Annotated in this window: 3 protein-coding genes; all 3 read right to left on the bottom strand. The window is 71.9% G+C overall.

All coding sequences use genetic code 11. The annotated features are described in order from the left end of the window. On the bottom strand, nucleotides 1-4,695 hold a 4,695-nt coding region (locus VD972_RS20640; protein WP_324989581.1), incomplete at its 3' end, for a polyketide synthase. A 30-nt stretch (nucleotides 4,696-4,725) separates the two neighbouring features. Then, nucleotides 4,726-9,861 carry a type I polyketide synthase gene (locus VD972_RS20635; RefSeq protein ID WP_324989579.1) on the bottom strand — a complete coding sequence of 1,712 codons (5,136 nt, stop codon included), beginning with the start codon at nucleotides 9,859-9,861 and terminating at the stop codon, nucleotides 4,726-4,728. Then, a partial coding sequence (locus tag VD972_RS20630) for an SDR family NAD(P)-dependent oxidoreductase (RefSeq protein ID WP_324989577.1) occupies nucleotides 9,858-13,905 on the bottom strand: 4,048 nt, incomplete at its 5' end. The genes VD972_RS20630 and VD972_RS20635, both read right to left, overlap by 4 nt.

Raw genomic sequence — 13,905 nt, 5'->3', positions numbered from 1 at the left:
CACCACCTTGCTCCCAGCTCCCTGGGCTCCCCCTACTCCCCATGCGCTGTTCGGTCGCGACTCACCCTTTGCCCACGCTCGCAGCCGCTCCGCTACCTCTTCCCCGCTGCTTCCCACCACCGCCAGCCGGTGCTCGTGCTGCCCACGGCCCACTCCCGCCGTGTAGCACCCGTCTCTCAGCTGCTGGGCCGTACCTCCCTCCACCCACCCCGCGTAGGACTCCGCCAAAGCCTTCAGCGCCTCCGCGCTGCGCGCACTCACCGGCAGCAGGTACGGTCCGCCCGCCTCCGCCTCGGCCACCGCTTCCTCCTCCCCTCTCGGCGCCTCCTCCAACACCACATGCGCGTTCGTCCCGCTGATCCCGAACGAGTTCACCCCTGCCACGCGGCGCCGGGATCCGCGCCGCCAGGGCAGCAGCTGCTCCGGTATCACGAAGGGCGTGCCCTCCAACGACATGCGCGGGTTGAGCGCCTGGAAGTGCAGGTTGCGCGGGATGGCCTCGTGGTGGAGCGACAGAGCCACCTTGATCAAGCCCGCGATTCCCGACGCGCTCTCCAGGTGCCCGAGGTTCGTCTTGACCGCTCCCAATGCGCACGAGGCACCATCCGCCCTCGGGCGGCCGAGCACCTCCTTGAGCGCCTCGAACTCGATCGGGTCCCCGAGTGACGTGCCCGTGCCGTGGGTCTCGACCAGATCGACCTCGTCCGGGCTGACTCGCGCGTCCGCCAGGGCCTGCCGGATCAAGGCCTGTTGTGCCAGGCCGTTGGGAGCCGTCAGTCCGAAGCTCCGCCCGTCCTGATTGACCGCGGAGCCCCGGATCACCGCCCAGATCCGATCCCCATCGCGCTGTGCGTCCGACAGCCGCTTGAGGACCACCATGCCGCAACCCTCACCCCGGACGTACCCATCCGCCCGCGCGTCGAACGTCTTGCATCGCCCATCCGGCGCGAGCGCCCGGATCTTCGAGAAGCGGATGGTGCCCTCGGGGTGGAGGATCAGGTGGACCCCTCCCGCCAGCGCCAGCTCGCTCTCGCCGCGGCGAAGGCTCTGGCAGGCCAGGTGCACGGACACCAGCGAGGACGAGCACGCCGTGTCCACAGCCAGGCTCGGCCCCTGCAGCCCCAGCAGATAGGAGATGCGCCCCGCCGCGACGCTGAAGATGTCTCCCGTCACCGCGTAGGCATCCAGGCCGGCCAGCCCCTGCGCAGCGCTCCGGATCAGGGCGTAGTCATTGCGGTAGATGCCGACGAACACCCCTCCCGCACGACCCTCCATCCGATCCGGCCGCAGCCCCGCGTCCTCGAGCGCCTCCCAGGTGACCTCCAGCAGCAGGCGCTGCTGAGGATCCATCGCCTCCGCCTCTCGCGGAGAGATGCCGAAGAACCCCGCATCGAAGCGGTCCACCTCCCGCAGGAAGCCGCCCTGCCGCACGTACATCTTTCCCGGCGCCGAGGGATCCGGATCGAAGAAAGCGGAGACGTCCCAGCGATCCGCCGGGATCTCGGTGATGGCGTCCGTGCCGTCTCGGAGCACTCCCCAGTAGGACTCGAGATCGGGCGCCCCAGGGAGGCGGGAGGCCATGCCCACGATGGCGATGGGCTCGGGCGCGGCTCGGGCTGGCGCAGCCGAGGACCGAGAGCGTGGCTCAGGGCTCGGGGCGGCAGCGGGCTGCTTCGCGAAGTACTGGTGCAGGGCCTCGAGCGTGGGGTGGTTGAGGAGCAGCGTGTCCGGCAGGCTTCGGCCCACCCACCGCTCCAGTCGATCCTTGAGCTCGACGGCCCGGAGCGAGTCGAGCCCCAGCTCCTGCAGAGGCCGCCGCGGATTCAGGGCTCCCTGGGACTCCAGCGCCAAAGCGCGCTTCACCTCCGCCTCCAGCCGCTCCACCACCGAAGCCGCTTCGGAAGCCCGTGCGGAGAGAGCCTCGGGCGCGGCGGACCGCTCCTCTTGTCTTGCCGGAGAGGCCTCGGGAGCCTCGCCCTGCCTGGCTCGCGTCGGCACCTGCTCTTCGGCGTGTGCCTCGGCCGGAAGCCAGTACCGCTGCCGCTCGAAGGGGTAGGCCGGAAGCTCCCGCCGAACGCGGGGCCGCTCTCCGTGCAGCGCCGCCCAGTTCACCGGGTAGCCGCTCACGTGGAGCGCCCCGAGGCTCTCGAGCACTTGCCGCCCCGCCTCGCGATCCTTGCGCAGCGAAGGGACCCAGGCCACCGCACTCCCCGGCAGGCACCGAGCCCCCATGCCGAGCAGCACCGGCTGCGGTCCCACCTCGACGAAGATCCTACACCCCTTCTGCTCCGCCGCCCGGATCGCAGCCTCGAAGCGCACGGGCTCTCGGACATGCCGCTTCCAGTAGTCCGGCTGCGTGAGCGCCCCTTCCTCCGCGCGCTGCCCCGTGAGGTTCGAGATCAGCTCCACCTTCGGCCGCGCGTAGCGCACCTGCGCGGCCGCGCGGCCGAACGCCTCCAGCATGGGCTCGACGATGGGTGAGTGGAACGCGTGCGACACGGGCAGCCGCCGCGTCTTGATGTCCCGCGCCGCCAACGACTCGAGCATGGCGGTGACGGCACGTCCCCGTCCGGCGATCACGATCTGTCCGGGACCGTTGATGGCCGCCAGGGAGACGTCCGCGCGGTACGCGTCCAGCTCCTGGCGCACCTGTTCCTCGCTCGCGAACACGGCGGCCATCTCTCCCGTCTCGGGGAGCGCCTGCATCAACCGGCCGCGCTCGCACACCAGCGCCAGGCCTTCCTCCAGCGAGAAGACTCCCGCCACGCAGGCTGCCGCCAGCTCGCCCACGCTATGGCCCAAGACGACGTCGGGAGTGACACCCCACGAGGCCCACAGCTGGGACAGCGCGTACTCCAGCGAGAACAGCGCAGGCTGCGTGTAGGCCGTCTGATCGAGCAGCGCGGACGCCTCTTCCCCACCGAACATCACCGAGAGCAGTGGCCGCTCCAGCCGCGGCCCGAGCAGCTCCGCGCAGCGATCCAGCGCTTGCCGGAAGACAGGCTCCGTCTCATAGAGCCCGCGCCCCATGCCCACGTACTGCGAGCCTTGCCCGGAGAAGAGGAACGCCACGCGCGGGCGCGCCCCCGCCTCCCCGGTGCCCGAGACCGCCCCCGCAGCCTGCTCTCCCCGAGCTACGGCGGCCAGCCGCTCCGCCGCCTCGGCCGCGGTTGCCGAGACGATCCCCAGCCGGTGATCGAGGTGCGCGCGATCCAGGCTGGCGCTGGCGCACACCTCGGGCAGCGGCACCTCCGGGTGCTCCCGCAGCCACGCCGCATACCGGCCTGCCAGCGCTCGGAGCGCCCCCGGGCTCCGGGCAGAGAGCGGCAGGAGCGACCAGGGCCGACCCACTTCCGAGGCCACGGGCGTGGTGAGAGGCTCCGGCGCCTCCTCGAGGAGGACATGGGCATTGGTGCCGCTGATGCCAAAGGCGCTCACCCCGGCGATGCGGCGCGTGGCCCCACGCTCCCACGGCTCCAGCCGCGTGGGGATGCGCAAGGGCGTGTCCTCGAGCGGCATCCGAGGGTGATGGAAGTGGAGGTGGGGCGGGATGGCCTCGTGCCGCAGCGCCAGCACGGCCTTGAGGAGCCCCGCCATTCCGGCCGCGGCCTCCAGATGGCCGATGTTCGTCTTCACCGACCCCAGCCACAGCGGCGCGCCCGTGGACCGCGGAGCGCCGAACACCGAGCGCAACGCCTCCAGCTCCACGGGATCACCCACGGGCGTTCCCGTGCCGTGGGCTTCCACGTAACCCACCTCCCCCGGGCTCACGCTCGCGGCCTGAAGCGCCGCCCGCAGCATCTCCTCCTGGGCGGCCCGCTCGGGCGCGAGCAGGCTGGCGCTGCGCCCGTCATTGTTCACCGCGGAGCCAAGGATCCGAGCCCAGATGGGGTCTCCGTCGCGCACCGCCTCCGCGCCTCGCTTGAGCACCACGACGCCGCAGCCTTCACCCCGGACGAAGCCGTCCGCGGACGCGTCGAACGTCCGGCATCGCCCCGTCGGTGACAGCAGCCTCAGCTTGGAGAAGCGGATGCTCCGATCCGGCGTGAGGATCAGGCTCACGCCGCCCACCAGCGCCAGATCGCACTCGCCCCGGCGCAGGCTCTCGCAGGCCAGGTGGAGCGCGACCAGCGAGGAGGAGAAGGCCGTGTCCACGGCCATGCTGGGCCCGCGCAGGCCCAGGACGTACGAGATCCGCCCCGCTGCCACGCTGGCGCTGTCGCCCGTGAGGCCGTAGCCGTCCGCCCACTCCGGACCCGCCCGGGTCAGCAGCTGCCCGTAGTCGCTGCCGGAGATGCCAATGAACACGCCTGTCCGGCTGCCCGCGAGCCGGTCCGGCGCGATCCCGGCGCGCTCCAGAGCCTCCCAGCAGACCTCCAGCAGCAGGCGCTGCTGTGGATCCATGCGCTCGGCCTCGGTCCGAGAGACGCCGAAGAAGCTCGCATCGAACCGATCCACTTCGCGCAGGAAGCCGCCGTGCCGCGAGTACGTCTTCCCGGGGACGCGGGGATCCGGATCATGAAAGGCGTCGCGGTCCCAGCGATCCGGAGGGATCTCGCTCACGGCATCTACGCCCTCGCGGAGCAGCCGCCAGAAGGACTGCGGATCGTGGACGTCGCCGGGCAGCCGGCACCCTACTCCGATGATGGCGATCGGCTCTGCGGCCTTCTCAGGGGGCGGCGGCTGGGACGACACGGACGGATCTCCTGGAGGGGCCACGGCGCCTCACCCCAATGCGGCGGCAACGTGCTTGCCGAGATAACGAACGAGCGCGCCGGTCGTGGGCCGGTCGGTGAGGAGGTTTGATGGGAGCGGCAGGCCTGTCTCGGTCCTCAGCAGGGTGATCAGATCGATCGCCAGGATGGAGTCCATGCCCAGCTCATCCAGGCGGCGGTCCGCCGCGAGGGGGATGGCGTCATCGAGCAGCAGGACCCCCCGGATGAGCTTGCCGATGTAGCCGGCCAGGAACGCCTCGCGCTCGTCCGGCGCCACGGGGCGGAGCGCCGCCACCATGGCTGGCTCCTGCGCAGGCTTCTCCGCCGGGGGTGGACTCTCGGAAGCACCCGCCAGCTCCTCCACCAGCAGGTTCCGGGCGGTGTTGTCCCGCGGGTACTGGGTCCAGTCCGCGAGCATCGCCACGACGTGGGCCTGATCGCGCCGCAGCAGGTACCCCAGCAGCCCCACCCCTTCCTCCGGGGGAATCGCCTGCAGCCACGCGCGGCGGTGCGTGTTCGTGGCCGCGGCCATGCCCACCTCGCTCCAGGGCCCCCAGCCTACCGACAGGCCGGGCTCGCCCTGCCCGTGGCGGTACTGCGCGAACGCGTCCAGGAAGGCATTGGCGGCGCCGTATGCCGCCTGCCCGGCGTTGCCGAGCACCGACGCAACGGACGAGAACAGGACGAAGAAGTCGAGCTTCCTGCCCTGGGTCAGGACGTGCAGCAGCTGCGTCCCCGCCACCTTCGGGGCCAGCACCCGCAGGAAGGCGCGCGGATCCTGGTTGATGAGAGAGGCGTCCTCGAGCACACCCGCAGCGTGGACAATGCCGCGCAAGGCAGGCATGCGCGCGTCGATGAACGAGAGCACCTTCCACAGGTCCTCGCCGCGGCTCACATCCGCTGGCCTCGCGACAACCCGCGCTCCCTCCCGCTGGAGCTGGGCCACCGCCTCGCGTGCCGCCGCGCTCCCCGCGGATCTCCCGAGGAGCACGAGGTTCCGAGCCCCTCGGCGTACCATCCAGCGGGCTACCTCCAGCCCCAGTCCTCCCAGGCCTCCGGTGATGAGGTACGTCGCATCCCCTCGGAACGCGGCTGGCTCGGAGCGCCGGGCCGGAGGCGCGCAGCGCGCCAGGCGTGGCACCCAGCGCTTGCCCTGGCGGAGCACCGCGCTCGACTCTCCGTCCGTGCTGAAGAGGCTCTCCAGCAGCAGCGCCTCCTGGCCGGAGCCTGCGGCGGGATCCAGATCGACGATGCCACCCCACACCGAAGGCATCTCGCTGGCGATGGCACGCCCCAGTCCCCACAGCGTCGCCTGCTCGTACCGGAGCGGCTGCGTGGAGCCTCCCACCGCCTGCGCCCCCTGCGTCACGAGGTACAGCCGGGGGATGACTCCCGTGGCCCCCCAGCGCGAGAGTGCCTGCACCGCATGGATGGTGCTGCCCGCGACCCGCGCCTGCTCGGCGAGGATCGCCTCCGCATCCGGAGACTCCGGCGCATGCCGTGCGTCGAGCGCCCAGAAGTGGAGTACGCCCAGGAGCGCCGAGCCCTGCGCCACGGCCAACTCCTCGAAGAGGCGCTGGAGGTCCTCCGGGTGATCCGGCCGGATCCTCCAGCCCTCGCTGGTGCGCTCGAACTGCTCCCCAGGCCGGACCAGGAGGCAGCTCCCCCCTCGCGTCTGCTGGAGCCGAGCCGCACACGCGACGGCCATCCCCAAGGTGTCCGCAAAGAGCAGCCACCGGCCCGCCTCCGCAGGCGCCGAGCCCGCCTTGGGTGCCTTCTCTCGCCACTCCACCTGGTAGAACGCGTCCTCCACCCGGTGCGCCACGCGGCGCAGGAAGGCGTCACGGCGCGGCCACTCAAACCGCAGCCCGCGTGCCTCCACCAGCACGTGGCCCGCCTCGTCGAGCAGTGTTGCCTCCACCGTGCCATCCGCGGCGGCAGCCGCCCGGCAGAACACTCGAGTGCCCGGCTCAGGGGCTTCGAGGAAGCGCCACTGTGCCACTTCCCGCAGCAGGGAAGCCTCCGCACCCGCGGGTGCTCCGGCTCGCGCGGCGACGAGCAGGCATGCGTCCAGGAGGAAAGGATCCAGGACACCCTTCTGCGCCCCCGGGCGGAGCTGTGCGAGCACCTCGGAGCCTCGAGTCCAGACCCGCTCCACCCACCGCGCGCCCGGATCGAGCTCGATGCCGAGCCGGCCCAGCTCCGCGTGGAACTGCTCCGCCGAGACAGGGATTCCAGTCTGTATCGTGAGCGCCTCCGCCCGCTCCAGCGGGGCCTCGTCGTCCAGGCCCGGCGCGAGGAGCCTGCCCGCAGCGTGGCGCGATCCGATCACCGGCTCTGCCTCGGGGAGCACCGGGACGCTGGCGACCTCGAACCCATAGGCCCCCGCCGCCGGGGTGAGGTGGAGCTGTGTGGCGCGCTCCTCGTCCTCCGAGGCGAGCACCAGCGGCCGCGCGAACTCGAGGCCCTCGATCGTCACCTGGCCACTGCCCCACACCTCGGCTGCCGCGGCCTGGACCCACGCGAGGTAGAGCGCCTCGGGAGCCACCCGCTCACCCTGGACGCGCCGCGTCCGCAGCAGCGGCGTGCCAGCCCCGACGATCGTCTCGAACCGGAGCTCACTGTTGGCGCTCCGGATGCGCGCTCCGAGCAGGGCCGCACGTGCGGGCACCGCTCCTCCCGAGCGCTCTTTCGCGCCCTCGCTCCCGCCCGCCGCCTGGCGCGCCTCCACCCAGTAGCGCTCTCGCTGGAACGGGTAGGTGGGCAGAGGGACGCGCCGGCCTGGACTGTGCTGGTGGAAGCCCGCCCAGTCCACCTTCGCCCCGCGCACGAAGAGCTGGCCGAGCACCTCGAGCATCGCCCCCAGTGCCTCTGCCTCACCGAGCTCCACGACCAGCTCGCTGCCCTCGCTGCGTAGCGCCTTCAGGCCCTCCGTCATCCGCGCGGGCTCGAGGGCCTGGCGCAGCCAGTACCCCGCCCGGGAGATCTCCCCTTCGGTCGCCGGCTGGCCCGTGAGGGAGGAGATGAAGCCCACCCGGGGCGCCGCGTAGCGGATGCTCTCGGCCACCCGCGCGAGGCCACTCGACTCGGGCCGCGCCGTGCCCAGCCGACCCCGCTCCGCCACCAGACGCACCGCATCCTCCAGGCGCAAGACGCCGGCCACGCAGGCCGCCACCAGCTCACCCACGCCCTTGCCCAGCACCCTGTCCGGGGTGATGCCCCACGAGGACCAGACCTCGGCCAGTGCGTACTGGAGCGCGAACTGCGCGGGCTGCGCGTACGAGGGCTGCTCCAGCAGCTCCCCCGTCCCGGCCTCTCCCTGGAGCACCGCCACCAGCGGCCGATCCAGGAAGGGACGGAGCAGCTCGGCGCAGCGATCCACGGCACGACGGAACACGGGCTCCGCCTCGTACAAGCTGCGCCCCAGCCCGGCGAGCCGAGGGCCGGGGAGCTCCGGGAAGACGAACGCCACCTTGGGATGAATGCCCGTGGCCACCTCGCCGGAAGCCACCGCCGCCGGCTTCCCACGCACGAAGGACTGGAGCTGCTCGGCGGCCTGCGCTCCGGAGGCGGCCACCAGCGCCAGACGGCAGGAGAAGCGCGCCCGGCCGGTGTGGGCCGAGTAGCTGACGTCCGCGATCGAGGGGCCCTTGTCCGCCTCCCACAGCCTCGCGTACCGCGCCGCGAGCTCCCGCAGCGCCGCCGGCGAGCGCGCCGACAGCGTCAGCAGGTGCAGCGGCCGCGTCTTCCCCGGCGCCTTCTCCTCCCGGAGCGGTGCCTCCTCCAGCACGACGTGGGCGTTGGTGCCGGAGAGCCCGAACGAGCTCACCCCGGCGATGCGCGGGGCCTTGCCGCGCGGCCAGGGCTCCAGGCGCGTGGGGATGAAGAACGGCGAGTCCTCCAGGCGGATGCGCGGGTTGAGCTCGGTGAAGTGCAGGTGGGGCGGGAGGGCCTCGTTCTGCATCGAGAGGGCCACCTTGATGATGCCCGCGATCCCCGCAGCGCTCTCCAGGTGCCCGAGGTTCGTCTTCACCGAGCTCAGCGCGCAGCGCTGTCCGTCCTTGCGCCGGCTGAAGACCTCCTTGAGCGACTCGACCTCGATCGGATCTCCGAGCGGTGTGCCCGTGCCATGGGCCTCGATGCAGCCCACGCTCTCCGGCGACACGCCCGCACTCCGCAGCGCCTCGGTGAGCACCCCGCGCTGCGCCAGCCCGTTGGGCGCGGTGAGGCCCGAGCTGCGCCCATCGTGGTTGACCGCCGAGCCCTTGATGAGGGCGAGGACGCGATCGCCCGCCTTGACCGCGTCCGAGAGCCGCTTGAGCACCAGCACTCCGCAGCCCTCACCGCGCGCGAACCCATTGGCCCGGATGTCAAACGCCTTGCAGCGGCCATCCGGTGACAGCGCCCCCATGCGCGAGAGCATCACCATGACCTCGGGAGAGAGGATCAGGTTCACTCCCGCGGCGAGCGCCACGTCCGACTCTCCGCTGCGCAGGCTCTGGCAGGCCAGATGCACCGCCACCAGCGACGAGGAGCAGGCCGTGTCCACGGTGAGGCTCGGCCCGTGCAGGCCGAGGTAGTAGGACACGCGGCCCGCCAGGACGCTGGCCATGCCGCCAGTGACCGAGTGCGTGTCGAAGCTGGCCGGCCCCGCGCGGTGGACCAGCGTCTCATAGTCGTGCAGGCAGCTGCCGATGAAGACGCCCACCGGGTGGCTCTTCAGCGCGTCCCCAGCGATTCCGGCGCGCTCCAGCGCCTCCCAGCAGACCTCCAGCAGCAGGCGCTGCTGTGGATCCATGACCTGGGCCTCGCGCTTGGAGATCTCGAAGAAGGGCGCGTCGAAGCGCTCCACCCCGTCCAGGAAGGCACCGTAGCGGGTGCTCATCTTCCCGGGGGTCTGCGGATCCGGGTCATACCAGGCGCCCACATCCCACCGCTCGGCAGGCACCTCGCGCACCGTGTCCTTGCCGGCCTTCAGCAGCTCCCAGAAGGACTCCGGATCCTCGGCGCCACCCGGGAAGCGGCAGCCCATGCCGACGATGGCGATCGAGTCCGGTGCCTGCCGCAGCGCGGCCGACAGCGCGGCGCGATCCTGCGGCTCCAGCCCGGAGATCAGCTCGGAGATCACCTGAAGCGTTTCACTCATTGAGACTCACCCTCCGTGGGTGACGGATCGACGGGTTTCTTCACCAGCTTGCGCAGGGCCAGCAGGATCTTCTGAGCGCCCTGCTCGGAGACCTGGGCCTCCGGCTTCTGCTCGAGAGGCGGCGGCGGTGTGGCGGCCGCTGGCTCCTCGCGCAGCGGCACCTCCATTCGCCCCGCCAGGTAGACGGCCAGCACCAGGATGTTGGAGTACTGCCAGATGAGCGCGGCGCTCAGGCTCACGCCCAGCGCGGCCTCGAGCCGGTTGCGGAACTCGATCGCCATCAGCGAGTCCACTCCGAGCGCCTTGAAGGGTGTCTCCAGCCCGATGCGCGCGGGAGGACACCGGAGCACGTGCCCGAGCAGCTCCTGGAGCTGGCTCTGCAGCAATGCCTCGCGCTCGACCGCCGGCCGCGCGAGCAGCTTCTCCCGGACTGTGCCCTTCGACGAGCCCGTCCCTGGAGCGCCCTGCTCCTCCAGCTCCGAGAGGAATGGCGATCTCGCCGCGGACAGATAGGACTCCCGCCACTGCCGGACATGGAGGCGAATGGCGCTCACCTGCACGGCCGCGCGGCGCAGCAGCCGGGCGAAGACCTCCACACCCTGGGCGGGCGTGAAGCTCTCCATTCCCTGCAGGGCCAGGCGCTCGCCCCGGTTGGCCTGGGCGGCCGCCAGCCCCACCTCGGCCCAGGGGCCGTAGTTGATGCACAGCGCGGGCTGGCCGTTCGCCTGCCGCAGGTGCGCCAGTGCGTCGATGAAGGCGTTGGCCGCGCAGTAGTTGGCCTGACCCGGAGACCCCAGCACCGAGGCCACGGAGGAGCACAGCACGAAGAAGTCGAGCGGCTGCCCCTGGGTGAGGGAGTGGAGATTCCAGGCCCCGAGCACCTTCGGGCCCGCAGCGCGGCGGAAGTGCTCTGGCGTCTGCCGCGGGAGGGTCGCGTCATCCAGCACCGCCGCGGCGTGGACGATGCCCCGCAGCGGCGGCAGCCTCCGGCCGATGTCCTCCAGGAGCACCGCCACCCGCGCGGTGTCCGCCACGTCCACCTGTGCCACCTCCACCCAGGCGCCCGCCGCGCGCAGGCCCTCCAGGGACTCCTGGGCGGCGCCGCTGGGAGCGCTCCGTCCCATCAGCACCAGGCTGCGAGCCCCCTGGGCCACGAGGTAGCGGGCCAGCGCCAGGCCGACACCGCCCAGGCCGCCGGAGAGCAGGTACGTCGCCTCCGGGGAGATCCGCAGCTCTGTCCGAGCCTCGGCCGTGATGACGGGCTGCGGCCCGGAGGCGGCGAACGACAGGACGTTCTTGCCGATGTGCTCGCCCTGAGCCATGGCGCGGAATGCCTCCACGGCCCGCGCCACGGGGTAGACGTTGTTCCGGGGCACGCGCAGCGCGTCCGACTCGAAGAGGGCCGTCACCTCACGGAAGAGCTGCTGCACGAGCGTCGGCCGCTCGCGCATCATCCCGCGCAGATCCACCAGCGAGAAGGTGAGCTTCTTGAGGAACGGCCGCAGGCCGAGCTGCTGGTTGCGGAAGTAGTCCCGCTTGCCGATCTCCAGGAACCGGCCGTAGTCACGCAGGACCTCGAGGCTCTTGGGGATGAACTCCCCGCCCAGCGAGTTGAGCACCACGTCCACGCCCTCGCCGCCGGTGCGGGCGAGCACCTCGTCCGCGAAGCCGAGCGAGCGCGAGTCCAGCACGTGCCGCACGCCGAGCGAGCGCAGGTACTCGCGCTTCTCCTCGGTGCCCGCGGTGGCGAAGATCTCCGCGCCTACGCGCTGGGCGATCTGCACCGCCGCCAGGCCCACGCCCCCGGTCGCCGCATGGATGAGCACGCGCTCACCCGAGCGCAGCCGGCCCACGTGCTCCAGCGCGTAGTACGCGGTGAGGAAGGCGACCGGGATGGCCGCCGCCTCCTCGAAGCTCTTGCCCGCGGGCTTCGGCACGACGAGCTGGCTGGAGGTGAGGACGAAGGAGCCGAGCCCCCGCGGCGCGACGGCCATGACCTCCTGGCCCTCCACGAGGCCGGTCACCCCTGGCCCGACGCGCGCGATCCGCCCCGCCAGCTCGAAGCCAAGCGCCGGCCCCGAGGGACCGACCTCCGACTCCTCGATCGCGCCCAGGGCAAGCAGCACGTCCAGGAAGTTGAGCCCCGCGGCGGCCACCTCGATCTCCACCTCACCCGCGCGTGGCGCCTGGCGTGTCATCTCCCTCAGGGTGAGATCGTCCAGCACGCCGGGTTTGGAGATCTCCAGCCGGAAGGGCACGTTGCCCGTACGGACGGCCCGCCGCACCGGGCGATCCTCCGTGGCACGGGCGAGCCGGGCCACGTACCGCCGGGCGCCCCGCAGGCCCACCTGATCCTCGCGGCCCAACTCCTCCCCGATCTCCGTGGCGAGCGCCTCCAGCTCCTCGGTCCCCGGCCGCGCGCTCAGATCCACGCACGCGCAGCGCAGCTCCGGCTGCTCGTGGACGATCGTCCGGGCCAGGCCCCACAGCGGAGCCTGCAACACCGAGAGCGCGGGCTCGTCCGACACCGGCTGAGCCCCGCCCGTCACCAGCCACAGGCGCGGAGCATCGCGCAGACCCGCCCTGGCGATCGCCTGGACGAGGAGCAGCACGCTCTCAGAACCCAGCCGCTGCGTGCGCGAGAGCGCCTCCAGGAAGGCGGCCTCCAGCCCGCCTGCGTCCAGGCTCCACAGGTGGATGACTCCGCGCAGAGGCACGCCCTGGCCCTGCGCCTCCTTCAGCACCTGCTCCAGGCCCTGCACATCCCCCGGATCCAGCTCGTGCCGGCGCTCGCCGAGGGGACGGCTCTGGTCCGCGGCCCACACCCGGACGCACGTGTCTCCGCGTGCCTCGAGACGGGACGCCAGCGCCTCGCCAGCGCCGCCGCGATCCACGAAGAGGAGCCAGCCGCCCGAGGCCCGCGTCGGACCCGGCTCGGCCTTGGGCCGCTCCTGCTCCCGCCACTCCACCGTGTAGAGCGCCTCTCCCACCGTGTCCCGCTTCCTGCCGGGCAGGTACTGGATCTGGAGGCCGCGCAGAACACCTCGTGGGCCACCCTCCTCACCAAAGAGGAAGAGATCGGCCTCCATGCCGCGAGCTCCTCCCTCGGAGCCGGCCGGGTGGCGTACCCCATGGCACCAGACCTCGCGGCCGCCGCTCGGGCCGGGCTGAAAGCTCCGCAGCCCCACCGGGAGCATGCGCATCCCGTCTCCGGGAGCGGCCAGCGACGCCGCAGCCTGCAGGCATGAGTCGAGCAGCGCCGGGTGAATCACATACTGCGCTGCGCTCGCGGAGGCCTCGGGGGGTAGCTCCACCCGGGCCAGAACCTCACCCTCGCCGCGCCACAGCTCGCGGACGCCTCGGAAATGAGGCCCGTACTCCAGGCCGAGCTCCGCGAGGGACTGATAATGCGTCTCGATCGGTATGGCGGTGGTGCAGCGCGCACGGAGCTCCGCCAAGGAGCCGGACGGCTGTGCCTCACCTGCCGCCTTGCGCAGCACACCTCGCGCGTGGCGCCTCCAGGACGCACCCGGATCCGCCGTGCGGCTGAACACCTCGAAGGAGACACGCCCGCCTCCGCGAGGCTCCAGCATCACCTGGCTCGCGGACGGCTGCTCTCCCACCGTCCACAGCTCCTCGAAGGCCACGTCTTCCAGCACATGAGGGACAGACTCGAACGCCTCCACCGCGGCGGCGAGCGCCATCTCCACGTAGGCGGCACCCGGGATCACCACGGTCCCCTCCACCCGGTGATCGGCCAGGAAGGGCAGGCGGCCGAGATGGATCTCCCCGGTGAAGTAGTGCCGTTCGCCGACGACCTCCAAGTGCGTCCCCAGGAGCGGGTGGCGCCCCTGAGGCCCCGCTGCCGAGCGAGACATGAGCCCCTCTGGGGCTGGGGACTGATCGATCCAGAAGCGCTCGCGCTGCCAGGAGTAGGAAGGAAGAGCCAGCTTGCGAGCGGAGGTTGGGTAGAGCTTGCTGAAGTCCACCGGGTGTCCCAGTGCGTAGAGCTGGCCCAGGTGTCCCAGCAGCGTCTCCTTCTCC

This window comes from Hyalangium sp., from assembly GCF_035629615.1.
GTDB lineage: Bacteria > Myxococcota > Myxococcia > Myxococcales > Myxococcaceae > Hyalangium.
This window is presented reverse-complemented; position numbering and strand designations above follow the sequence as displayed.

Excerpts from the sequence above, each read along its gene's own strand:
- VD972_RS20635 (WP_324989579.1), bottom strand. The coding sequence starts at position 9,861 with ATGAGTGAAACGCTTCAGGTGATCTCCGAGCTGATCTCCGGGCTGGAG.